This is a genomic window from Pseudoalteromonas ardens (assembly GCF_030125445.1).
Lineage (GTDB): Bacteria > Pseudomonadota > Gammaproteobacteria > Enterobacterales > Alteromonadaceae > Pseudoalteromonas > Pseudoalteromonas ardens.
In genome coordinates, this window is sequence record NZ_JASJUV010000010.1 from 15,098 (window position 1) to 40,410 (window position 25,313).

General features: G+C 48.3%; 15 protein-coding genes. 3 read left to right on the forward strand and 12 right to left on the reverse strand.

The window, feature by feature from the left end:
• The first annotated feature begins 38 nt into the window (after positions 1 to 38).
• A complete protein-coding gene (locus tag QNM19_RS21955) occupies positions 39 to 770 on the forward strand; it encodes a substrate-binding periplasmic protein (RefSeq protein ID WP_049864756.1) in 732 nt (243 codons plus the stop codon).
• A gap of 29 nt (positions 771 to 799) precedes the next feature.
• Here QNM19_RS21955 and QNM19_RS21960 read toward each other — a convergent pair whose 3' ends face one another.
• The 8 genes from QNM19_RS21960 to QNM19_RS21995 form a co-directional block, all read right to left on the reverse strand.
• Entirely contained in the window at positions 800 to 1,984 is a 1,185-nt protein-coding gene (locus QNM19_RS21960) for an alpha/beta hydrolase family protein (RefSeq protein WP_049864755.1), read from the reverse strand.
• Between the two features lie 190 nt (positions 1,985 to 2,174).
• The gene (locus QNM19_RS21965; RefSeq protein ID WP_049864754.1) at positions 2,175 to 2,867 is read right to left on the reverse strand and encodes a M48 family metallopeptidase; all 693 of its coding nucleotides are present in this window, start codon (positions 2,865 to 2,867) and stop codon (positions 2,175 to 2,177) included.
• The gene (locus QNM19_RS21970; protein ID WP_284027210.1) at positions 2,864 to 6,166 is read right to left on the reverse strand and encodes a type I restriction endonuclease subunit R; all 3,303 of its coding nucleotides are present in this window, start codon (positions 6,164 to 6,166) and stop codon (positions 2,864 to 2,866) included. Before QNM19_RS21970 ends, QNM19_RS21965 begins: the two co-directional genes overlap by 4 nt.
• 25 nt (positions 6,167 to 6,191) lie before the next feature.
• Positions 6,192 to 7,535: a restriction endonuclease subunit S gene (locus tag QNM19_RS21975; protein WP_049865160.1), complete on the reverse strand. Its 1,344-nt coding sequence runs from the start codon at positions 7,533 to 7,535 to the stop codon at positions 6,192 to 6,194.
• Entirely contained in the window at positions 7,528 to 10,038 is a 2,511-nt protein-coding gene (locus QNM19_RS21980) for a type I restriction-modification system subunit M (protein ID WP_284027211.1), read from the reverse strand. Before QNM19_RS21980 ends, QNM19_RS21975 begins: the two co-directional genes overlap by 8 nt.
• Positions 10,039 to 10,042: 4 nt before the next feature.
• Positions 10,043 to 12,535, reverse strand: a complete 2,493-nt coding sequence (locus QNM19_RS21985; protein WP_284027212.1) for an N-6 DNA methylase — start codon at positions 12,533 to 12,535, stop codon at positions 10,043 to 10,045.
• 14 nt (positions 12,536 to 12,549) lie between these two features.
• The gene (locus tag QNM19_RS21990) at positions 12,550 to 13,485 is read right to left on the reverse strand and encodes a restriction endonuclease (protein ID WP_049865163.1); all 936 of its coding nucleotides are present in this window, start codon (positions 13,483 to 13,485) and stop codon (positions 12,550 to 12,552) included.
• 145 nt (positions 13,486 to 13,630) lie between these two features.
• Positions 13,631 to 14,023: a MerR family transcriptional regulator gene (locus QNM19_RS21995; RefSeq protein ID WP_049865164.1), complete on the reverse strand. Its 393-nt coding sequence runs from the start codon at positions 14,021 to 14,023 to the stop codon at positions 13,631 to 13,633.
• A gap of 76 nt (positions 14,024 to 14,099) precedes the next feature.
• On the opposite strand from QNM19_RS21995, the gene QNM19_RS22000 reads away from it, so the two are divergent.
• Positions 14,100 to 16,199, forward strand: a complete 2,100-nt coding sequence (locus QNM19_RS22000; RefSeq protein WP_049865165.1) for a TonB-dependent receptor plug domain-containing protein — start codon at positions 14,100 to 14,102, stop codon at positions 16,197 to 16,199.
• 128 nt (positions 16,200 to 16,327) lie between these two features.
• On the opposite strand, the gene QNM19_RS22005 is transcribed toward QNM19_RS22000, so the two are convergent.
• Complete coding sequence (locus tag QNM19_RS22005) at positions 16,328 to 18,418, reverse strand: winged helix-turn-helix domain-containing protein (protein WP_284027213.1); 2,091 nt, start codon at positions 18,416 to 18,418, stop codon at positions 16,328 to 16,330.
• A 576-nt stretch (positions 18,419 to 18,994) separates the two neighbouring features.
• On the opposite strand from QNM19_RS22005, the gene QNM19_RS22010 reads away from it, so the two are divergent.
• The gene (locus QNM19_RS22010) at positions 18,995 to 20,626 is read left to right on the forward strand and encodes an MBL fold metallo-hydrolase (protein WP_284027214.1); all 1,632 of its coding nucleotides are present in this window, start codon (positions 18,995 to 18,997) and stop codon (positions 20,624 to 20,626) included.
• A 60-nt stretch (positions 20,627 to 20,686) separates the two neighbouring features.
• Here the strand turns inward: QNM19_RS22010 and QNM19_RS22015 are convergent, their stop codons facing one another.
• The 3 genes from QNM19_RS22015 to QNM19_RS22025 are packed head-to-tail and all read right to left on the reverse strand — an operon-like array spanning position 20,687 to position 25,115.
• Positions 20,687 to 23,098, reverse strand: coding sequence for an ABC transporter permease (locus QNM19_RS22015; protein WP_284027215.1), 2,412 nt, complete (start codon positions 23,096 to 23,098; stop codon positions 20,687 to 20,689).
• 30 nt (positions 23,099 to 23,128) lie between these two features.
• Positions 23,129 to 23,821 (reverse strand): ABC transporter ATP-binding protein, encoded by a 693-nt coding sequence (locus QNM19_RS22020; protein ID WP_049865922.1) that lies wholly within the window; start codon positions 23,819 to 23,821, stop codon positions 23,129 to 23,131.
• A 46-nt stretch (positions 23,822 to 23,867) separates the two neighbouring features.
• Entirely contained in the window at positions 23,868 to 25,115 is a 1,248-nt protein-coding gene (locus QNM19_RS22025; RefSeq protein ID WP_049865923.1) for an efflux RND transporter periplasmic adaptor subunit, read from the reverse strand.
• Positions 25,116 to 25,313: the final 198 nt, after the last annotated feature.

The window sequence follows — 25,313 nt, forward strand, 5'->3', positions numbered from 1 at the left end:
CGTACTGTAATGTAAACGTCTGGTTTTTATGTCTCTTAGTGAGTTCGGCTTTTTCTCCTGCTGCTCAAAGTAAAACGCTGCGATTTGGCGTAGATCCCTGGCCACCATTTGTCATTGTAGAGCAAGCACAAATCAGTGGTATCGATGTTGATATAGTCCGGCATCTGGCAGATACCCTTAATCTTGATCTTGAGCTGGTTCGCTGCCCGTTTAAGCGTTGTCTGCGGATGATGGAGAGCGGTGAGCTGGATATGCTGGGCTCTTTGCAAAAGTTCAAAGACCGTGAAGTCTATATGCAGTATCTGGAACCTAGTTATTACACTGCGAATAAAGTGTTCTATACCCTGAAGGGGAGCGAGGTTAGCATCAACGCCTATCAGGATCTCGAACGCTATATTCTCGGCGTGACACTGGGCCATAAAAATGACCCCCAATTCGATGCAGATACCCGCCTCACAAAATTCGCAGCGGTAGACACAGACAAGCTGTTTAGCCTGCTGATGAAAAAGCGCATTGACGCTGCACTGAGTGTGGATGTGCGCTCGGATCACTATTTAAAAACGCATAATCTGAATTCAGATATTCAGAAGGCACCATTTTACTTTAAAGGCACACAAGGTTATCTGGCTGTATCGCGTGCGTCCGGGCTGCTCGAAAGGCGCCAGGAGATTGAACGTATGCTTGCTGGCATGGTAAATGATGGCACCATAGCCAGTATGATTGACGCTATGGTACGTGAAGGTGTTAAAAAAACGCCCCCGACGCGCTAAACATGCAGCTGTTCATTTTCCCCTCCAAATCAAAATAACTGTTGTGTCCAGAGCTTAATTCGATGTGTCAGGCAGCGCAATGGCGTTTCTGAGTCGTTATGTTTGGGGTTGCAGTCAGAGAGCTTGAAGGAAAATGGGGTTTTGCTTTTGATAGCTGGCACAAACGTTTCTTCGGTGTGTTGAAAGTGGTGTTCAAAAAAAGCGGCATTTAGCCTGGCGACGTCCAGGATAGCGTTAACTTGAGGCGTATCTTTCAGCCCGTTTTCTAGCCAGTCTTTGAGGACCACAATGTCAGAAAAACTGACGTGATTGAGTGATTCAAACAGCGCTAAATAGCCCTTATGGTGTACGTTGAGAAAGATTTCGCTGAAGTATTCTTCGTCTGCCTGCACATACATAAAAGGTTGTGTTACGGTGATATCTTGCCAGCCAAACACAGTGCCATCCATATTAACAATCGCGGCTACTTCGGGTGTTTTTGCAGCGGTATAAAATGCCGCAGCACCACCGTAAGAATGACCCAGAATACCTACCTGACCATTGAGTGCATTGAACAAGGGGCTCTGCGGGTCTTGATCCATGTGTTTTATTTTAGCCAGTACAAAACGCTGATCTGCAGACCACATGGGTAAATCAATGCCCAGATCATCTGACGGCAGCTCTATCGTTTTTAACGCTTTTGAATTGGGCGGCTGATAATGATCCGAGCCAAAACTGTGATTGATGGAAGCGACCAGGTATCCCTGGCTGGCGATATGTGCAGCCATGATGGTAAACAACTCGGGATTTAGATAATAACCGTGGGAAAAAATGATCAGGGGTAAAGCGCCCTGTGACAGCTGTATTTCACTCTCTGCGGCAATGTTCCATGTCATTGCGCTCAGCAGATCGATATAGGTCATATCTGCGTCTTCATCATAAATCAGCCTGTGCGAGCGCGAAAACTGATTGCTTAACAGCGGTAATCTCTGGTTGCTGGCGGTGAGCTTGGTGGGATAAAAAAATCGTACACCAAGTTGTCTGGGCGCGTCGGGTTGTGTTCTGTGGCCGGGACGGTTTAAGTCCTCAAAATGCATGTAATGCGTGCCAACCGGTTGCTCCAACGGCAGGATAAGTTTATTTGTAGCGTAGTCGATATTGAGCTGTGCAAATAGTGGCTGTGTAGTTAGCAGGCTAAACAGGCTGAATAGCAGGTAAATCGATAGTCGTGGCATCTATGGCGCTTTGTTATTTTTATCTGGCTTGTATTGCATGAGGTTACAACACTTTTAGTCATATTTCAGCTCCTCACGGCGCCTTCAACTTATGCCTAATTGAACGCTTTTTTCACCTTTTTGAGACGCTATCAGGTTGACGATGTTTGCCGTGAGCGTAAAAGGGGGCGTGTAACGTTTACTCATTGTGCTACAAGCCCTCCACATCCATTCCATGTTCAGCAAGCCACTGTTTTCGTTCTTTGTAATCTGGCATAGCTCGCTCAACGCAAAGCCAAAACTCTGAAGAGTGACTGGGTTCTATTAGATGTGATAATTCATGAACAACAACATACTCTGCAATTTTGGCCGGCAGCAGTATCGTTTTCCAGTGAAAATACAAGGTTTGGTTTTTACCGCATGATCCCCAGCGATAGCCCAAGTCTCGTACCTTAACTGACGAAAATTCAACGGCTAAACGGCTTTTGAATTCATCCGCTTTTGCCTCCAACCAGGCTGTACCTTTTTCTACATACCAGCTAATAAAAAGTTGCCTGGCATTTTCCTGGTTACTTTTTGCAAGGTGAAAACGTCCATGATAGAGCTTCAGTGGTACAGCGGGTTGTTCTATCAGATTCAATCGGTAGCTTCTGCCCAGATATAAAAAGCCCTCGCCCTGCACAAAACGTTTAGGCCTGATAGATTTATACATGAGTGCTTTTTCAGCCAATTTTTGATACACCCAGCTCAGTTTAGAGCGCACAAACCCTTCCAACACTTCTGTTGTGGCACTTGGTGGTGCGGTTAATAGCAGACTACTGTCTCTGTCCACCGTTAGTTGCATCGTTTTTCGTTGTGCACTGTGCTTAACCGGAATTACCAGGTCATCAATCGTTAGTATCATACTGTCTCTAATTTATGGCTGTTGGCCCTGGCAAGCTCTCTCAACTTATCAACTAGGGGCTCTATATGATCGTAGTCAAGAAGTTCAGAGTCATACAAGCTCTCAAATAAATACTGCTCCAGCTCTTCTTGCAAGCTGATCCGATGCGGCTCCCAGAAGCTGGTAGTCGCTATTTTATCTTGAATGTGAGCCACCAGTTGCTCGGTCAACGCTATCAGTTGTGCTTCAAGGGCTAAGTCGGGTTGTTGCTCTGCGCATACTGCCACTTTTAGCATGCGGTAAAAAGGCAGGTAGTGCTCTGGAATGTCAGGCAGACCTGCTTCATGTTTGGTCGAGCCTGAACGCACCTCGTCGATAATGTTTTGTAGTGCATTTATCAGGTCATCCCATTGTCCTGCAAGGGAATCAAGAATGCTTTTTAGTCGCTCACTCAGTTTTTCATAGTAAACCGGATCTTCATCCAGGTGTTGTGTGATATGGCTTTTAACGGCATGCTCCATTTCAGAGGCGATGGCTTTTTTCTGCTCGTCAGGCGTTGCACCATAATGCAAGGCTTGTTCACGTACTTCATCAACGTTCTTTTCAAAATGAGCATCGGTCAGGTTGACCGGTGCTACTTTGGGGTCTATGCCTAAAGAAATAATGTGCTCGTCAATTAATGTGCGAACTTTAGCACCAACGTCTTTTCCAATCACCATGCTATCGCGATAGCGCATTCTGGCCCGGTTGTGGATAGTAGCTAGCGCTTTGGCATCGGCCGCAAAGGGCAGCCCCTCGGGTCGTGGTAATACCTGTTCCAAGCTTTGTAAAAAAGCTTTCAGTTTGACAGCAAACTCCTGGCGCAGTCGCTCTGTGCTCAACAGCTGAACGCACGATTCAACGTCATCCAGTGTTTCTATCCCCTGGCTCCGAAAGATATCTACAGCACGAATATGTCGCTCTCTCAGTGCAGGCACTTCGTCTTTTAAGCTGCGCAAGGCACCTTCTACGTCTTCATCACTGTATGCTGCCAGTGCAGCCTTTAAGTGATTCGCAACACCGTAGTAATCAACTACGATGCCAAATTGCTTGCCAAAGCCTGTACGATTAACGCGGGCGATGGTTTGTAATAGCTCAGCTTCCCGAATAGAGCGATCTAAATACATTACCCCTTCAATCGGCGCATCAAAGCCCGTTAGCAGCATCGACTTAACAATTAAAAATGAAAGCGGATCTGTGTCTGATTGCTTGCCTTCTTCAGCTATAAGCGGCTTTTTAAAACGCTCAATTGCGTTGTCCTGCTTTGCTCTGTCCGTATGAACCGCCCATTCTGGTCCATCGTTGTTATCCGATGAAATGATGGTGGCAAACTCCATTTTTGCTAACACATCTCGATAGCGCCAGGCTTGTATCAGTGCCTGAACCTTTGGTGACTTACGACATAAAGCTTCGTTATCACATGCCTTTAGTTCATCAGCTAACCGCTGTGCATCAACTAAGAGCTTGTCACGGGCCTCTTCAAAGGCTTTATAGTAACGTACGGCAGCCAGTCGACTATAAGCCACAACCTGGGCTTTATAGCCATTAGGCAGAATATTGGTCACATAGTGACGCAGCATGTCGGCCGCTTTGTCCTTAATCAGCTTGGTCGCTTCAAGCACGTTGCCTTTGGTTGCGTACTTTTTCTTAATGGCTTCCAGTTCTTCTTCTGTTTTTTCACTGAAAAAGTCTTCAAACAAGTCATCTAAGCTGGAGCCATCTTTAACCGCACCATTAACCGTGCGGCCTTCGTACAAAATAGGCACAGTTGCGCCATCGGCTTCGGCTTCTTTAATGGTGTATTTATCAATAAACTCCCCAAAGACTTCATGAGTTCGCTTTTTCTCACCCATGATAATGGGCGTGCCGGTAAAACCAATACGCGCACAATTTGGAATACCCGAGAGCAAATTAGCGTGTAAGTCACCTGATTGGGTACGATGCGCCTCGTCTACCATGACTAAAATGTCTTCGCTGGCATTGAGTAGTTCAAATGGGTCGGCGGCTTTAGCTTGTGATTCGCGATACTTTTGGATCATCGCAAATACAATCCCTGGGCCTTGTTGTTTTAATAGGTTTTTAAGCGACTTATTGTTGGTGGCAACACAGACGGTTTCATCGGTAATTTTTGCAGTACTAGAGAGCTGGCTTTGCAAGTCTTTTCGGTCTGTTACTACCACCACTTTAAAGCGGCGAAGTGTTGCGTCGGTGCGTAACTTGCGGATCAGGAACATCATAGTGAGTGACTTACCCGAGCCCTGGGTATGCCACACTATGCCGCCGCGTCTGTCGTATTCACCATCTTGCTTGCGGGTTTTGCCATTTAGCAAGCGATGAACAGAGCGCACTACGCCACGGTATTGTTGATAGCGACACACCATTTTGATGGTTTGCCCACCCTGATGCGTAAATAAAATAAAGTGACGAATAATATCAAGCAGAGCGTCAGGCATTAACATGCCAGCGACGAGTCGTTGCTGAGCAGATAACTTGCTTACCTCCAGCTCTTTAGCCAGCGCTTTTTCACAGCGATTTGGTTCACTCGCCGTCACAATGGTTTTCCAGGGTTTGTAAAACTCAGCACGTGCGCCAATGGTGCCCACCAAACACTGCTCAAAACTGGCAGCTATCATTAGCTGGTTGGTGTTAAACAGCGCAGGTGCCCCCTCGTTATCTTCAACTTCACCAGCGGCAAAGCGCTGGTTTGAATAACGACGCAGTTGATCAATTGCCGCTGCCATGGGCTCGGCACTGTCCGGATTTTTACACTCAATCACCACCAGTGGAATACCATTTACCAGCAAAACAAGATCAGGAATAATGTGTTTTTTACTGGAGTCGTGTCCTGGCGGGCACTGTACCTTAAACTGGTTGATCACCGTAAAGGTATTATTTTCTGGGGTATCCCAGTCAATAAAATGAATACTACGGGCGCGGCCGCCATCCCAGTCTGGTAAACCATCGACAACAATGCCGCTGGTTAACAGCTCAGATGCTTTCTGGTTGGCTTCCATCAACTTAGAAGCCGCAATACGGCTGATGGCAGAAACGGCTTGATTGACTCTTTGCTCATCCAGCCACTTAACTTGCTCGCCATTATCTAGCGTGCGCAAATTAATCTTTACCAGCTGCTGGCGTAATACTTTACTTTGTAGTACCTCTGCAAAGCTATCACGGCCAGTCACCGCTGCGTCGTCTAAACATCCTTCAATATACTGCCAGCCTTGTGCTTGCAGCTGTTGAATCAAGGGCAATTCTGATTGTAAATATTCCGGACCCATAGTACTTCCTTTTAAATTCTTATTTTTAACTGGCCTGTTTTTGTTTTAGTAATTCAGTGACACGGACTTTGCCGGTTAGAAGATCGTCCATTAAGCCTGATTTTTTGAGCTTTAGCTTCTTTAGGTACGTTAACTCAAAATCATACCTATTATATATTGAAGAATATCGTTCAGAAATCATGAGTTGTTCTCTTTTTGGAGGAAATAATAAAGGCAATTCTCTCTGAGCTAGAATTCCAATATATGCTCTGGTTGATTGAGCAGAAAGGGCGCTTAATATTTTTTGAAAATATGAACCTAAGAACCAGCAACTTAAATATTGAGGGGCTAATTGTTCCGCATCACATCTATAGTAAGTGACTTGTGGTGTTAGCATAATTTTTTCACAGTCATCTGGTACAATTGCAACTTGGCCAACAGTACCTTTGTGGCTGAGTAATACATCACTTGCTGTTGAAAAACCTATTCTAAGTGATTCATATTGCTTCTCTGTGATTCGGTAGCATTTATCGAAATTAATTTTATTATTTTGAATATCGTTCGCCATGATAAATGGCACACCATCTTTTACAAAGTCACTCGTTTTAGGATGTATTTCACCATGATTCCCATCTTGAACTTCCATTATGTATTTTTTTGTTATCGCTTCACCAATATTCATACAAGTCCAGTTAACAGGAATCCAGCCCAATTCAGAGGACTTATATAATTCTGGCGCATCTTCATAGCTAGGGCGAAGTTCACCGTTTTCGTCAACACCACGAGTTAATAAATCGTGTAACAAGCCTTGTTTTACTTGTTGTAATTTGGCTATGATTGCTTCAGTTTCGCGGATTTGAGTATCAATGGCGTCAAGCACGTCACCAATTTGGGATTGTTCCTCCTCAGGAGGGATTGGAAGCGATGAGCTGTTCAAGTAAGTTCTGCTTAGCTCTAATTGGTTTGTCGACCCTGTATAGCAAAAACGCTCTAAGTGACTTTGAAACCATTTGGAGCGAATAACTGCATTTAGCCAACGACTATCCACAAGCTCCTTATGAGGACGTAACACTGTTACATGGCCGTCTACGATATATTTACCAGGGTCATCAAAAATGACTGAACGACCAATCGTCCCAGTACCAGTTGAATTGAGTAAAACATCATTTTTCTCAGCTTCAAGTATATTCGAAGTTGCTTTCTCGCTATGTGGCCGAGCAAAAATAGGCTCAAAGTCTCCATGTGTAACACAACGCTGACCAATCGCTTTTATGCTGGAGTTTTCAACGTAAACGGGTGCTGTCCCGCGTCTCGCTATACTGCAAAGTTGGTCAATGCTTTTGCGGTTCCAACCAGCGTAGTTGGGAATATCAACAATAATTTCAAACATAACCCAACCCTGATAAATAACCATTAAGTGCTTTAGCCGCTTTATTTCGAGATGACTCTATCTGGGTTAATGTTACCTGATATTTGTCCCACCAATTCTCTACCGTTGCAATTAACTGCTGACGTTCTGTGGCCAGATAACGCTCAACAATCTTTTGCATATCTTCATAAAGGATCCACAGGATCACTTTGGCCGCATCTTCCGGGCCCAGTTGATCTACTGTGCTGTTAAGCTCACTTTCAAATGCATCGGTTTTGGCTTTTAAGCTTTTAGTCACTTTGGTGCGTTCTGTCTTTTGTGCTTTTAGTTGTTTTTCAATACGCGCAATCTCCTCAGCTGAGAGTGCTTCGGAGCTTTCAACACCATCATCATCGTCGTTTTCATCTTGCGGCAATTTTGCGCTTAGGGCTTTTATTGAACCCTCCAGCTCGGTTTTTTGTTGCTGTAAGCTTTGTACTTCCGATAAAAAGCCGTCGAGTAAAAAGCGTACCAGCTTGTGCTCTAGCGGGTCGTACTTACTTTTACTGTCTTCCATGGCGGTCAGGATGCTGGTGCGCCAGGCGTCGACCACGCCTTTAGCGCCCCGTGCAACCAGGGTTAAAAAGTCATAACGCTGTTGATACCAGAATGCGGCTATCATGCCGCTGACCTGGGCATCGCTGAGCATCCCAATCGGTTTTAGGGTTTCAGTAAAACTGTTAAGTAGCTCTTTGCGCAGCGCCGCATATTCTTTACCTTTGGCAAGGGCTGTAATACTGAGCTTGTGGTTTTCCCACCAGGTATCAAAGGCCTTACGCATGGCCTGCTCTTGAGCCATTACATGGGGATTACTGTTTATCGCGGCTTTTATCGCTTGCTTAGTGTCTATGCTTGACACAAACACCTGGTAGCCTGGCTGGCCAGTTTTGGGTATAAAGATATCCTGTGTTTTTAACCCTTGGGCATCAAACAGGGCTTGCTTGCTGGCAATTTCGCTATCGGGGATCCCGCCCAGTAAATGCGCTTTAACATCGTGTGGTTCGGGGTCTGGTGAATTATCGGCATAGCGGCGGATATTCAGGTTAAAGCTTTCCGCCGCTAGCGCTTGATTGCTGACGATTGCAGCAAACCCTGGAATGTCATCTTTTAACTCACCGTTTTCGAATGCCTCAAACGCGGAAGCGATACGCTCAATATGTTCAGGCATCAGATAGTTTTGTGCGCGGCCTTCAAAGTATTCTTTATCCGCATTGATAAACAGTACCTTGCCTTGCATATGCTCAGGTTTGCCACTGGTTAGATGGGCGCCTTCTGATACTTGCTGCCGAAAGATCATAATGCAGGCTGGAATACCGGTACCGTAAAAGAGGTTTGGCGGCAGGCCAATAACTGCTTCAAGCAAGTCATCACGAATAATCCCAGCACGAATGTCTTTTTCTTCACCGCCACGAAATAGTACACCATGAGGTAATACGGTCGCGACTCGACCGCCTTCGGCACATACCGCCAGCATATGCTGTACAAACATAAGGTCTGCTTTTTTAGCGCCTAATGGCACTTGACCATATTTGAAACGCTCGGGGTGATCGGGTTGATAGATAAACTGGCCATCATCGTCAGTTTCCTTGGTGCCAAAGTTAATTGAAAACGGCGGGTTAGTAAGAATGCGATCAAACTGAGTCAGTTTACCGTCCGTTTTGTGCTGCGGATGCTCAAGCGTATCGTCATTTTCCAGGCTGTTACTGGTTAAGCCATGCAGTAACATATTCATCTTGGCAATTGACCACACTGTGCCAGCAGCTTCTTGACCATAGCAATCAAGACGAGCGCCATCACCACCTTGCTCATCAATGTATTCTTTTGAGGCAATGAGCATACCGCCAGAGCCGCAACAGGGGTCATAGACCTTATGGTGTTGCTCTGGCTTCATCAGTCTTACCATTAAACGCACGACAGAGCGGGGCGTATAAAACTCACCGCCTTTTTTACCTGCAGAGTCGGCAAAGTCGCCGATTAAATACTCATAGGCCGCACCAAGTAGGTCGGGAAATTCAAAGTCATCATTGCGCAGTCTGTACTTATTGAAGTGGGTGATCAGCTCACGCAGTTTTCTGTCTGGCATCGAGCTTTTACCAATTTTACGGTTAAAGTCGATATACTCTAAAACGTCCTGAAGTGAGCTGTTACCTTGTTCTAGGCCACCAAGTGCTTCATTCAAAAAGTTGCCCACATTTTTATGCGCTTCGTTTACTAAATAACTCCAGCGGGAAGTAGGAGGCACATAAAAGGTACTTTTGTACCACATTTTGTTTTCAGCAACCTTCTCGGCCTCTGTTGGCGACTTGCCCTTGGCGAGTTGGGTCTTGAGCACCTCTTCACGACGTTCTTCAAAAATATCTGAACAGCGTTTTAAAAACAGCATGCCAAAAATATATTCTTTAAATTCTGATGCATCCATCTTGCCGCGTAGTATGTCAGCGGCATTGAACAGATGTCTTTCTAGTTGAGATAGCGTTAATGGCATAATTTTACTTCTTAAAGTGTGATTCTATATATCCTAGCAGCTCATAACCTCTGAGAGTTACTGATGCTGTACCGCGTCTAATAATGAACTCTGTTGGCTCGCTATGAATTTTCCCATCTTTGTTTTTACTAGGAATTAAAACTGGCTCTGTGGCCTGTTTGCAGTCAATTACAATAACTGTTTTTCCATCAACTTCAACGGATGAATATTTTACCCATTTGTTATTTCTTTCGCCGATTATATTGGCTGTAAGTTCAGCAAGCCGCTTAATATAACCTTCAGCTTTAACTTCTTTGATATGTTGCATTTCTTTCTCGATTCCACAGACCTGGCTATCGTCAGTTACGCCTATCAATAGGGTACCTCCGTCTGTGTTTAAAAAAGTTGCAATATTTTTAGCTATTTTGTATTGCTCTTCAAAACACTTTTTTTTGTATTCTCTGTCACCCTTACTGAACTCAAAACCCAAATCATCAGCATTGGCGAAAAATGTTTGTTTGAACTCAATCCGCTGTGTCTCATTTATTTTTATGAGGTGCTTTACTCTGCTGATTTCATCTAAGGTTGAAAGCTCATAAACTAAGTCATCTGTCCTGGATTCTACTTCTCGATACAAAGCGGGTTTTGTAAGCAATTCATTTTTGTATTCAGCAAGTTGCTCTCTTGCTAAATCAAGCTTTCTGGCTAAGTCTACAATTTTAGTTTGTTCAACTTTGCTAGGAATAAAAATAGTCACACTCTCAATGTCTTGCTTTGTGAGCATAGGTATCGCAGTTCCACGAGGAAGGTGCGACAGTGTGAGTTTGCCCAGTTCTGACTCGAAGAATAGCTTTACATAAGCATTCGAAACTATTTCTTCATCAAATTGCAGCTCATAGAAGAGGCTTTTTTTTCTTTCGCCTATTTCACTATGGTCGATACACCTTTTTTTGTTCGTAACCGTTCTGGCTAAAACTACAGCATTTGAACGAGGCTTATCAGAAGGTGGTTCTATGGATTTCACTACACAGTTTTTGCTGTTGGGCGAAAAGGTAAACTCTTCAAAAGCTTTGTGGTATGCGTTTAGTTCATTGATCCTTTGTAAAACGGGCGAATTATCAATATATTTTCTTACGCTTAAATTATAGTCATTTTCACGGATTTCATTAATATCGACTAGTTTTGAGTAACTGCCTTCAGAGGAAAAAGAAAAGTACGCGTTAGTTATTTTTTGAATGATTTCTAAACTTAAGCGTTTCGCGTAGCGAACTTCAGTGTAGTCGTGCGAAGCATCAACAAATATAGTTTGCCACTTTCGTTCGCTTGGTTTTTTTTTGTTAAGGACTAAGATAGCTACAGGTATACCGGTTCCATAAAATAGGCCCGGTGGTAGTGCGATAACAGCTTCTAATAGGTCATCTTCGACAATACCTGAGCGAATCTGTTTTTCTTGCAAATTACGAAAAAGCGGTCCAAAAGGGACAACGGAAACTACTTTCCCGTTTGCTTTACAAGTAGCAAGCATATGCTGTAAGAACATTAAATCAGTAGTTTTAGTGCCTGAACCATATTTAAACCTTTCAGGGTATTTAATTTCTTTTTGTACACTCTTTTCTCGGGTACTAAAACGACAAGAAAATGGAGGAACTGATAACACCCTATCAAATTGTGTAAGCGTGCCATCACAATCTACATGAGCTGGACTTTCTAAGGTGTCTTCGTTAGTGAGGTTGCTTAATGATGCACCGGAAAAGAGCATGTTCATCTGAGCTATTGACCAAGTTACTCCGGCTACTTCTTGCCCATAAAGAGCTAAATTAGCATTGTCATCTGTCATATTAGCTACATGCTTTTTGGCTTCAACAAGTAAGCTAGCAGAACCACAGCAAGGGTCGTAGATAGAAGTGTTATTTTTAGGGGCAGCCAGTTTTACAAGCAATTGAACTATTGCTCTTGGTGTATAAAACTCTCCGGCTTTTTTTCCAGCACTTTCAGCGCAGTAACCTAAAAATGATTCAAAGGCTTCACCTAATATGTCGCCATTTTCTAAACTCTTATCAGAGAGAGACAGCTGATCGAAATGATTTATAAAATCACGCAGTACTTTGTCTGTTAATTGTCTTTGTCCAATTTTTCGGTTGAAGTTTATATGACTTAAAACCTCTTGGAGCGAACTATTGCCTTGTTCTAATCCTCCAAGTGCCTTATTTAGGTAACTACCAACATTTTCATCATGCTGGTTGATGAGGTATTTCCAGCGAGATGTCTGTGGAACATAAAATGTGCTAGTGTACCATTCCTTGGCTTCTGCAATTTCCGTTGCACTATTTTGGTCTTTGCCTTTCGATATTTGTTCCTTTATTACCTCTGCACGGCGTTCTTCAAAAATATCTGAACAGCGTTTTAAAAACAGCATGCCAAAAATATATTCTTTAAATTCTGATGCATCCATCTTGCCACGTAGTATGTCAGCGGCATTGAATAGATGTCTTTCTAGTTGAGATAACGTTAATGGCATACTGATTCTCGGGGTTAACTTTCAAAAAATTCTTCGTCTATTTTCTTCAGGTGTAATACCTGCTCGTCTCTGCTACCGATATTGTAACGCAACATCAGTCTGGCGAGCTCATGGCCGTTGATTAAAACGATGCGAGTACCTAAGTTTTGTGCGGTATCGATGGCTGAGGCTGTAAAATCTGAGGTGGTGATAAAGATACCTTTGTGCGCTTTTTTCAAGTTGAGAGCGCCAAAAAAGTCACGAATGTCACCTGCGCTGACGTTGTTACCCTCTGCGTAGCGTTTGGCTTGAATATATATTTGGTCAACGCCGAGTGGGTCTTGGTCAATCACGCCATCTACCCCGTTATCGCCGCTTTTTCCCAGAGCATGAGCGGCGCCTTCACCTGTACCGCCATAGCCCATGGCGACGAGTAGTTCAATCAGCAAGTCTTCAAAAAAAGCTGGCGTGACTTTGCGGGTACGTTGTAGCAGCTCTTCAGCCAGTGCATTATTGATTTTTTTATAGGCGGCGCGCAATGCTTCATCGGGTGTGATATCGCTGATGGGCTCCGCTTGCTGAGAGGTTGTGACTATTGATGGCTTGGTGTGTTGTTGTGTGTCGTTGCTCTTTTGAGTAAAAGCAACGAACTCATCAAACTGCTGCAAATAGGTGTTGTTGATTTCGCTTTGACTGTGCACTGCCTTTATGCCGCGAGGAGTTATAGCAATATGTGCCCTGCGTGGGGATTCCAGTAACCCGGCTTTTACCAGATAGGTTTTTGCCCAGCCAATACGGTTGTCAATTACACTTTGTTTGCCGCTTGGCAGGGTTTCTGTGCGCTCGGCGTCTGTCAGGGCAAACTTGTCGGCTATCTGGTTTACAACATCGCGCAGTTTAACTTCTGCACCATTTGCTTGCGCAGCAACTTCTAAAACAGGGCGCATAAATTGCTGATAATTTGGGATCACGGGTAGTCCTTTTAATACGCTCGGGCGCGACTTTACTGTACAAATAAAACGCTGCACTGGCATTAATTTACATCAATAAGTGGTGCTTAGCTTACCACGTTTGTACTAAAAGTATGAGTGAGCCTCAACGGTTTGATGTGTAGGTTTAGCCTTCCCGCGCCTTCAACTTATGCAAAATGGTGCACTGGTCAACCTGCTCGGCGCTGCATGAGGCGAGGGTTTGCAGGGATTGCTCCAGCAGTGCGAGTTCGCGCTGGGCGCGCTGTACCTGGGCGAGTTGTTCGGCGATGATTTTATCGACCACGGCGCAGGAGGCGTTGGGGTCGGCCTGTACTTCTACCAGGCGTTTGATGTCGTCCAGCGGGATGTTGAGCTCGCGGCAGCGGCGGATAAAGATCAGGGTGTCTACATCGCCCGGTTGATAGTGGCGATAGCCGTTGCTGGCGCGTTGTGGTGCGCTGATTAAACCAACTTGTTCATAATAGCGGATGGTTTTCGCATTTATCTGGGATTTCGTCGCAAGTTCGCTGATTTTCATATTGACCTTCCAGTCGCTGTAACCTTTAGCATCCGCAGTATCATTTATTCCTGTCCTGAGGGTCAAGTAAATAGTTATGTCTGATACGTTTCGTTCTGCCGGTTTGGTTTTGTCATTAAGTTGTTTATCTCTGGGGATGTCGGTGAGTGTGGCGGCGCCGCTGAGTCCGCTGGCCACTGCTGTGAGTGCTGCGCTGGTTGCGCCGGGGCCTGAACATCATGAACATGAGTCCCATGCTGAAGAAAAGCATGAAGACGGGGACCATGATGCACACGCAGAAGGTGAGCACCATGATGAGCATGGCCATGAGATGGAAAAAATCGTCATTCAGGCGACGCGCTCTGGCCGTATTGCTGATGAGCAGCCGGTGCGGGTGGAGCTGATCAACCGCGAAGAAATCGAAGAAAAGGCGGCGATGCGCCCGGGCAATATTTCTATGCTGGTAGCCGAAACCGGTGGCGTGCGCATGCAAACCACGTCGCCAGCGCTGGGCAGTGCCAATATTCGATTGCAGGGCTTGTATGGTCGCTACACTCAGCTGCTGGCCGATGGTCTGCCGCTGTATGGTAATCAGGCCGCGTCGATTGGCCTGTTACAAATTCCACCCACGGATTTAGGCCGGGTTGAGATCATCAAAGGTTCGGCGTCGTCCTTATATGGTGGCTCGGCGCTGGGCGGGGTGATCAACCTGATCTCCCGTAAACCGGGCGACGAATTCAAGGGCGAGGTGCTACTGAATCTGACCACCCGTGATGGGCAGGATCTGACGTCTTACATTGAAAGCCCGCTGACTGATGATCTGAAAGGCTCGCTGACGCTGGGTGCACACCATCAGAAGTCCGAAGACATAGACAACGACGGCTGGTTCGATTTGGCCGGGTATGAGCGCTACACAGCACGGCCGCGTTTGTTTTGGGAAGGAGAGCAGGGCGAAACTCTGTATGTCACGGCCGGAGCCATGACCGAGCAGCGCAACGGGGGGACTAAAGCTGGGTTTACCATGGCGGATGGCAATCCGTACGTTCAAACGCAGGATTCAGAACGTCTGGACGGTGGGTTTGTGTATAGCCAGCCGATGTCCGACACGCTTACGCTGCATGCGCGTTCATCGGCCATGGTGCAAAATCATGAGCACGGCTTTGGCCTGGTGCTGGAAGAGGACAAGCACGAAAGTTATTTGTTTGAAACCAGTGTCAGTGGCTACAACGACACCACCGACTGGCTACTGGGCGTGGCCTATCAGTCGGATGTGTTTGAGTCAGAGACGTTTCCGACTTTTGATTACAGCTATGAGGTGCCGGGCCTGTTCGCGCAGCTGGATCACACGCTGAGCGATACGCTGACCGCCTCAGTGAGTGCGCGGGTGGATGATCACAATGAATATGGTACTCAGTTCAGCCCCCGAGTGACCTTGTTGTATCGTCCGGGTGAGCTGACGGTACGCGGCTCCTATGCGCAGGGCTATTTTGCGCCAACGCCGTTTGTGGAAGACATCGAAGCCGCGGGTTTATCGCGCTTAGCACCCGTTGGTGATTTACAGGCAGAAGAAGCCGAAACCGCCTCGCTGGACTTTACCTACACCTTTGATTCGGTTGAAACCAGTCTGACCCTGTTTGGCTCGAATGTGGATAATGTCACTGAGCTGGAGGTCGTGCCGACAACAGATGGCACCCAGCCCACTCAGGTACGGCTGATCAATGCGCTGGGTGAAAGTCAGATCCGCGGCTCAGAAGTGCTGCTGCGTTATTACTGGCGCGACGTAAAACTGACTGCCAGTTATTTATATCTGGATGCAACCCAAAGCGTGGATGGTCAGACGCGCACAGAGATTGCGCTCACGCCTAAACATTCGGCCGGATTTGTTGCCATGTGGGAGCAGCACGGTAACTTCCGCGCCGGGTTTGAAGCCTATTACACAGGGCCGCAGCGCCTCAATGCTAACCCGTATGTCACTGAGTCTGATCCTTACTGGCATCTGGGCCTGATGGGCGAGATCACCACCGGGCGTTACAGCTGGTTTATCAACTTCGAGAACCTGCTGGATGTGAAGCAAACCGATGAGCATCCGTTGTTGTTGCCACAGCAGGCGGTGAGTGGCCAGTGGACAACGGATATCTGGTCGCGCAACGATGGCTTTATTGTGAATGCGGGTGTACGCATTAAGTTTGGCCATTAACCCTCAGGTACAGCTGTTCGGGGCGGTGTCTCTTACTGATAAACCAAGAGGGTTTTTTAGTAGATCCCGTGTCAAGCACGGGATGACAGGTAATGAAGCACGGGATGTCACAGAAGGGGCTGTTGCTTTTAGTTAATCAACACCAGCTCCTGATCGATACCGATAAACTGCTCCAGTAGCAGTTGCTCCCCGTGAACGTCGCTGATTTTCCAGGCGGTGGGCTTCAGGGAGCGCAGCGTGTTGAGCAGGCTTCCGTCTAAGTCGTACTGGTTCAGCGTGAGGTTTGTCTGGTCGACGCTGTAGATATGCTCGCCTTTTATCACCATAGCGCGCCCGTTCAGTGAAGGGAGCGTTATGGCGTCGGCGGGATCTTCGCCCGGCATAAAGCGCTTTACCTTGCCCTGAGCATCACTGTAGTACACCTGCTCATCTACCTGCCATGCGCGCTTGACGCCGTTAATCCCCAGTTTAGTCAGCCGGTTGCTTGCTAAATCATAACGATATAAACCACCGGGCATGGGGTCGTTTATCAGCATCAGCACTTGTCCCGATTGATGCCAGGCTTGTACAGAATGAATGGGCAATCTTGTGCTCAGGCTGTGTTGCTGGCCAGACAAACCAGTGCGGTACAGTTTACCCCCCTGCGCCCAGAGCAGTTGAGTTGAATCGGGCGACCAGACAAACCCGTGGATAGAATGGGGGAAGCTGGCATCGCTGAGTGCAATGACCTGGTCATTTTGCCAAACCCAGAGCTGATCCACTCCGTTGCGATTGGATATGAACGCAATATGCTGACCGTCCGGTGAATACTGAGGCTGCCGCTCTTGGGCCTGGGTGCGTGACAAGCTCGGGTAGGGCAGAGAGCGGGTGTTCAGATCGGGGGCTTGTGTGGTCACAGCCAGATCACCGTGATTGAGCGCCAGCTTTACGATATCAATGTCTTTTCTGCCAGTCACCGCCACCAAAGTACGATTGTCCGGGTGCCGAGCTGCGGATACCAGACTGGTATCCGGAGTCGGTAGCAGGCTCAATTCGCCGTTCAGTTCCAGACTATATAACTGACCTTGATTGACAACCAACAGGGTACGACCATCGGCAGAAAAATGGCCGGCGAGCAGGGCATTGGGGTCCATATTGGGAAGCAGGGTTATCGGGCTGTTGTGAAGTGTTTGCGCGTTTTTATCCAGGAGCGTCAATCTGTGGTTGCGCTGCTTATCCCGGCTAAACAACGCAAAACGCTGGCTGGGCGCGTGATAATCAAAGTGATACAGGTAGTCATCTGTGGCGGAATATAAGGGGCTGACAGCCTTAGTTAAGTCGCCGTATTGAAGCAGCCGGGTTTGGTCAGGGCTGTGTTGTAAGAAGACATAAGCATGATTGGGCAGCGCTTTAGGTGTGTGGGGCTGGCCTGAGCTGCACAGGTAGCGTGGTTCAATGGCTTGGGGTTTAGCAAGTGCCTGGGCGAAATCTAACGTGGCCAGCGCCCAGCATGTGTGCGTTTTGTCGGAGGCTGTGTCTTGATCGCAGTCCGCTTTGGCTGCAAACACCAGCTCTCTGCCATCCGGGGTAAAACTGGGCCCGCCAAATTGGCCGGGTGTATTACTGAGTTGAAACTCTTTGCCACTATCGAGGTGTCTTGCCCACAAATGGCTACTACAGTTGCCCGCATAGCGGTTAAAGATCACATGCTGGCCATCCGGGCTGAATAGGGCATGAGATTCATGAGCATCAGTGTGGGTCACCGGAGTGAGGCGAGTGTATTCGGGCAGTGGCTTGGTGGGCCAGTTGAGGTATACCAAGGTGCTCAGTAAGAGTGTGCTTACTAATGTTATAACTAGCTTCAGGTAAGGTTTTTGGGTTTCAGTTGCTGCAGCTTTTGACTCTGCTTTTGGCCAGCGTACCGGGACCAGCAGGCGGTATCCTATCTTTGGGTGGGTAGCGATAATGGTGGGATTTTTAGCATCGTCTCCCAGTACTTTACGCAAAATGGCAATACAGCGTTGCAGGGCATTGGGCACGACTTCAACGCCCTGCCAGACGTGGGTCATAATCTCCTGATGAGTGACAACTTGCTCGCCATGTTCGCGCTGGCGCTGTGCCAGCAATAGCAGAACCTGCAACACCTTTGGCTCTACATGGGTGTGCTGGTCATTGAGGATCACGACACTGCGGGAGAGGTCGATTTCATATGCGTTAATAAAGAATCTTGTCTGTGTCATTATAATCCGCTACTGCCTGAATCCGGCATTGAGTGTACGGCGCAATGTTGTGTCTGTCGAGGTGTGCAACAGCGGATGCAGGTCTGTTATTTGTGACAGTGTTTTGCTGCTGGCAGGGATATGAGGTTCGCTGTGCCTAAGTGAAATCACTTTGCTGAGTCGCGCCAGATAAGCCTCCCTTGCCACCCCGGCCTCCGAGCCGGGACGCATCTAAAATACGACACAAGTTCAGCGTATGTAATGTGAAAGTCATGTGTTTTTGCATCGCTAACTTATGAGTCGCCGGTGAGTGGATCCCGTGTCAAGCACGGGATGACGGCGGAAGGGGCACGGGATGGATGAGAAAAGCGCATGTGGTGGCAGAGTAAAGAGCACGGAATAGCGCAGGGGAACGGGTTGGAGTACATTAAAACTTATCTATTCTATTCAATATATTAGATTTATCTTCTGTATGTTAACCCGGTAATTTCTAACCCCTCATCAATTCATCAGCTTTTCATTAGGGTGGCTTTGTGGTGTTGCGCTGCGCCATGGTATCCAATGGCGCTCAGACAATAATAAAAGAGCGCTAATCCTATGTATTTTGATAATAACAAACGCTTTATCTGTTCTTCCGGAAACGATTTTAAACACGTCTCTCAGTGGCTGAGTACTCTGATCCCCGGGATGTTGCTGATACTAAAACGCCCATCCATGTTGGTGTTGTGTTGCGCGCTGGCTACACTGGGCGTTTGTCCGCTTTCTCATGCTCAAACGCGCGAGGCGCAGATCATTGAACGCACGGTTGAGGCTTACGGAGGTGAACGCTTACTGACGATAGCGGGCTTGTCGGTCAATGAATCCTTCTACCATTATTCACAGTGGCTGAGCGGCCATGCCTTGCAGGGCCCGATGGTGACTTATATGAGCGAGTTGCAAAGCGAATATCACATTGATTTTACCGCGCAACGTAAGGTGTTTAAACAGGCTAACACTCGCCGGGTGGGCAGTCATGGCAGTGATACGCCTGAAGTGACTCACCGCTTGTTTAGCGCGGGAAAGGGCATCAGCATTGATCATGCTTTGCAGCGGTATCAGCCGAGCCAGCGTATCTCCTTTGAGAATGCCACGCTGGGCTTTGAAGCTATGCTGGATACCCTGATCGTGCGTAAACTGGCAAGGCTTAAACAAACCAGTCAGTGGCTGGATAAGGCTTATATCGCAGGTATCCCCCATGATGTGATGACTGCACCACTGGATGATGATCCGCAGACCACACATACACTCTATCTGAACCAGAACAGTGGCGCACTGAGCCGGGTGATGACTGAGCAGCAAGGTAAAAAGCGGTTTTATGACTTTATGGCGCATCGTAAAACTCAGGGTATTCTGTGGGCATCTCACGTGCTGGTTAGTACCGCAGAGGGTCCGCTTTATCACAGTCGAGCGCGCACGCTTAACGTTGGACAGCCCGGCGAGGCGGTGTTTCAAATTCCTGCGGCTTATCAGCGCGCGCCAAAAGTAAAGCCGTTTGATGTTGCCGGGCTGACAATACGTGAGCTGGCAGCTGGCGTGTACTTTGTTGGTCAGGATTGGGGTTATACCTTATTTGTTGATGCCGGTGATTATCTGATCTCGGCAGGCACCTGGCAGATGAGCGAGCAGGCCGGCGCATGGGCGAAAGCACTGAGCAAATTAAGAGACAGTACCTCACTTGATAAGCCTGTGAAGTATCACATTGTGACACACCATCATACCGATCACCTGAGAGGCTTAGCAGATACGCAGGCTGAGAACACCACCTTGCTTGTTCATCCGGCCGACCAAGCGGCGGTAGAGGCTGAGCTGGGCCCACGCGTTAACATTGCACCTATCCCTGCCTCCTACACGCTGGCTGCTGGAAAAATTCGTCTGTTGGATGTGCCCAACAGCCATGCTGCACATAACCTGATTGTCTACCTGCCTGACTCACAGATTTTAATGACAGAGGACATGTTTGGCAGCAGTTTCGAACAGGCGCTGCACTCACCAGCTCGCTGGCCAGACTTAGATATTTACCATAGATTGGATACGCTGGTGGACACGCTCAACAAGCAGGGAATTGAAGTTTCGCAGTATGTGTCTTCGCATCATGGCAGGGTGCTGACTCAGGCTGATATCGACCGGGCAATGGTGATACCGCGCACTGAGCGTGCAGTGCTGTTACAGCGCTTGTTTGGGGGTAAATAAGAAAAAAGCGGCACACAGCAGTAGGTCTGTGTGCCGCCTGGTCGTGGCTAACTGTGGCTGTTACTCATAACGCAGTATCAGCGAAGGACGGGTGCTAGCCGCTTTAAAGGCCAGACAGGCAACGGTCAGCCAGGTGATGACCAGCACACCCAGTGTGGCGGCGGCATACACCCAGGCTGCCTGCTCAATGCGTTCGTTAAAGTTATTCAGCCAGGCACTCATCACCCAGTAGCTCAGCGGTATGGCCAGTAACCCCCCTATGCCGACTATGGTGATGAACTCCTTAGATAAAATAGTCACTATACTGAGCCGTGATGCCCCTAACACTTTGCGCACAGCCACTTCTTTTTGGCGGCGAATGGTCGCAAACGACGCCAGCCCCAAAATCCCCATACAGGTCAGCACAATCGACAGCGTACTGAACAGCAGCACCAGTTGCTGCATTCTGAACTCGTTGATGTGGGCACGCTGATAGTCGTCTTCAATCAGGCTGATCTCGACTTCAGGTATCGCCAGCTCGTCGCGAATGATTTGTTCGGCCTGGCGCATCACCTGTGCTTTGTTTGTACCCGGTTGCAGCTTGAGCACCAGAGTACCAATTGCGACATTTATGTCCCCCGCAGTCAGTAACACGGGGAGTTGCTGCTGACGTGCTGAGCCAATTTTAATGTCTTTGATAATGCCAACCACCGTGGCACGGGCTGTGCCTGTGTGCGAGCTGAGGGTCTGGCCCAGCAACACGCTGGGGTCATCGTAGCCGGCTTGTTTTGCCAGACTCTGTGAGAGCAGCACAGAGAACGAGCGGATGTTGTCATCGCTGGTTTGGATCCAGTCGCTGGCAAACTGAGGCAAGAAATCCCGACCTGCTATCAGCTCCAGGCCCAGTGTTTCAACCGCGTGGAAGCCGGTGGCAACGGTCGGCTGTGTGCCTTCCAGGCGCTCACCGTTTGGAAACACCAAAAACAGTTCTGAGCTCATATCATTGGTCAGCAGGGTATCTGACTGAGTGACCTGGGCGACGCCTTGCAGAGCTTTGAGGGTTCTCAGTACCCGAGGTTCAGCTTCCTGATACAACGCTTCTGCGGGCAGGTTTTTGATGATCAGACGATCATGCTTCGCATAGCCAACCGGCAGATCGTTGATCAGCGCCATTTGTTTGTAGACCACGGCTGCGGCAACAATCAGCGCCACCGACAGTGCCCCTTGTAGTCCCAGTGTCAGCTTGCGAACCCAGATGGCCGTTTTACCGCGTTGCAGGTCGCCACTGAGCACCCGCTTGGCACTGAATGAGGCGATAAACAGCGCCGGGTAGAGGCCTGAGATCACCCCAATCAGCACCACGACCCCCATCACCGCGACCAAAAACAAGGGCGAGAAGCTCAATGACAGGCTGCGTTCAAGCAGCTGATTGGCATAGGGGATCATCATTTCCACTAAGGCCAGGGCAACCAGCGCGGCCACCATCACAATAAACAAAGATTCCGTTAAAAACTGGGTGAACAGTTGTGGCTTACTGGCCCCCAGTGCTTTGCGCACACCCACTTCTTTGGCACGTTTTGCAGCGCCGGCAATATTCAGATTGATAAAGTTCACACTGGCAATCACCAGCAACAAAACGGTTAATGCAATGCAGACCTGCATGACCAGACGAGAGCCGCCTTGTTTCATCTCAAACGGGCCACTGCTGTGAAAGTGCAACTCTGACAGGCGGCTTAATTCTATGGCTCTGAGCTTGCGGCGGCCGGTCGACTGCTCGCGCATGACCTCTGTCATCTGCTTGGCGATAAGCTTAGCCTCTGTGCCTTCAGCCAGGCGCATATAGACATAACCAATAAAGGGCATTTTGGTGGCCTTGGGCAGTGCCGTTAAGGTTTCGAATACAAAATGGGTGTTGTCAGGCAAGTCGTCAAATACCGCAGCCACTTCATACTGACCTTGTGTATATGACAGGGTTTTGCCTACGGCATTCACACTGCCAAACAAACGCAGCGCTTGTGCCCGGCTGATAGCCAGCAAACCCGGGCGGCTCAGGGCATTGTTCAGGTCGCCATGCAGCACTGTCATATTGATAAACTCTGGCAAATTGGCTGAGGCAAGATAGACCTTGCTCAGGCGTACCTGCTCGCCCGCCACACTGACGTCCAGCGCCATCGGCTCGGCTGAGTATGCCAGGTTGTCGGTGGACACCAGCATCATGATGTCTTCAACCTGCGCATGGTTTTGCATATTCAGGGCCTGTTGCGAGTCTGAGGCTGCGATCAGTTGCAGACCCCAGGCACGGTAATCGGTATGCACCCGGTATACACGCTCGGCATGGGGGTGTTGCTTGTCAAAAGACAGCTCATAGGCCGCAAACAACGCCACCATAATGGCGGCCGCCAGACCAATGCTAAAACCGGCCAGATTAAGGGCAAAGTGACGGGTGTCTTTTTTAATCGCCCTGAGTGTGGTTTTAAAATAATTCACAATCATAACAGATACATCCTTTTTAATTCCGGTGCGTTAAGCGGCGGGGGAAACGCTGTTGGCTTTGTCCAGCATGACCTGGCCGTCGAGCAGACGGACCAGACGATCGGCATAAGCCCCTTCTTTTTCTGAGTGGGTAACCACAATCACTGTGGTGCCTTCGCGGTTGAGTTCGCGCAGCATGGCCATGACTTCTTCGCCGTTTCTGGAATCCAGGTTACCGGTGGGCTCATCCGCCAGGATCAGCTTAGGGTTGATCACGAGCGCTCGGGCAACGGCAACCCGTTGCTGCTGGCCGCCCGACAATTGCTGGGGCAGGTGATCGGCACGATGGTCAATGGCCACGCGTTTTAAAATGGCTTCAACCCGTTGTTTACGTTCGGTTTTGGAGATGTTCTGATATTGCAGGGGCAGCTCAACGTTTTCGAATACGGTCAGTTCATCTATCAGGTTAAAGCTCTGAAAGACGAAGCCGATGGATGCTTTACGCAGTTCAGCGAGGCGTTTTTCGCTGTATCCGGCGATGTCGGTCCCGGCGAATTCAAACGCACCTGAGGTGGGTGAGTCGAGCATGCCTAAAATAGACAGCAGGGTTGATTTACCGCAGCCCGAGGGGCCCATAATGGCCAGAAACTCGCCCTCACTGACCTGTAAATTAATCTCGCATAGTGCTGTGGTTTCGACGTCTTCAGTGCGAAACACGCGGCTTAAGTTTGTCAGTTTAATCATCTTGGCATCCTTTATTCTGTGGTTGTGCGTTGTTATTTTTCAGGGACTAGTTCAGTTGTAATGTCTGTGCTTTATCAAAGTGGCTGTAGCTGGAGGTGATCACCTGATCGCCCAGTGCCAGTCCGTCTAATACTTCAAAGTAGTCACGGTTTTTCTTGCCCAGCACGATATTTTTACGGATCGCGGTATCGCCCGCTACCACGTAAACCCAGTTACCTCCGCTGCTGGTATAAAACGCTCCGCGTTTGACCAGCAGGGCATTGTTTTTGCTATCACCCAGCATCAGAGCCACATCCAGGTTCTGGCCGCGTTTTATGCCATCCAGCCCGGCTGGCAGCGCCACTTCTACCTGAAATTGCGCATTGGTGACTCGGCTGTCGATTTTGCTGACGTGCGCGCTAACTTGCTCGGTGCCTAATGAGACGTGTACCGCCATGCCGCTGTGTACCTGGTTGAGATAAAACTCATCCAGACGGACCGTCAGTTTGTATTCATTCGGTATGTCTATCTGACCCAGGCGTGCGCCACGGTCTTTGGATTCGCCAATTTCAACGTCCAGCTCGCTCAGATAGCCAGACACCGGTGCTTTGATCAACAGGTTTTCGAGGTTGTGGCGGGCAAATTGCAGGTTCTTTTGCAGCATCTCAGCACTGTCTTCGAGCTGTGCAACCTGGACTTCGCGGATGGTGTTTTCCTGTTTTTGACGATCCAGAGTCAGTTCCTTACGGGCTTTGTAGTAGGCCAAATCATCTTTGATTTCATCCAACTTGTCCTGGGCCAGCATGCCTTTTTTAGCCAGTAACACCGATTGTGTGTAGCGCCTTTGCAGATGGTTGATCTGCAGTTCAATCTCCAGCAGATCGCGGCGCAGGTTCAGGCGGCTGGTTTCCATGTTCATTTGGGTGTTACGCAGAAAGTTAAGCTGTTCGGTAACTTGCGCTTCACGGCTCATGACATCCAGTTGCAGGTTGGTATTACTCAGGCGCACCAGTGGCTGACCTTGTTCAACATACTCACCTTGTTCAACCAGACGCTCTTCAACCCGTCCGCCTGCGACGGTGTCGAGGTAAATGGTGGTTTTGGGCACCACCTGACCACGCAGACTCAGGGCATCAACAAACTGGCCTTGTGTTACGGTACTGATGGTCAGGCTGTTGAGTGGTACATTTTGGCTGCGCCCGGTGCTGCTCGATTGTGTAAAAGCATAAGCAAGGGCGGTTGCTAATATTAAGCTAACCGCGACGCCCGTCTTAAGGTGCTTGTTAAGTCCTGAGCGTTCTATCTTCTTATCCATAGTGCAACTCCTGCTGTCTGATGCGGTTCGGGTGTATGAACTAAAGTAATCAAACCACGTGCCAACCTTAAAAATGCAATAAATACAAGGGGCTAGCGTTTTATTTGGCTTGCTTTCCTGACGCAGGTGTCCGCTAATAGAACAGTCGGCATCCCGCAACTGCCCATAAATGGACACATCCTCGCGCAATACGCTAAG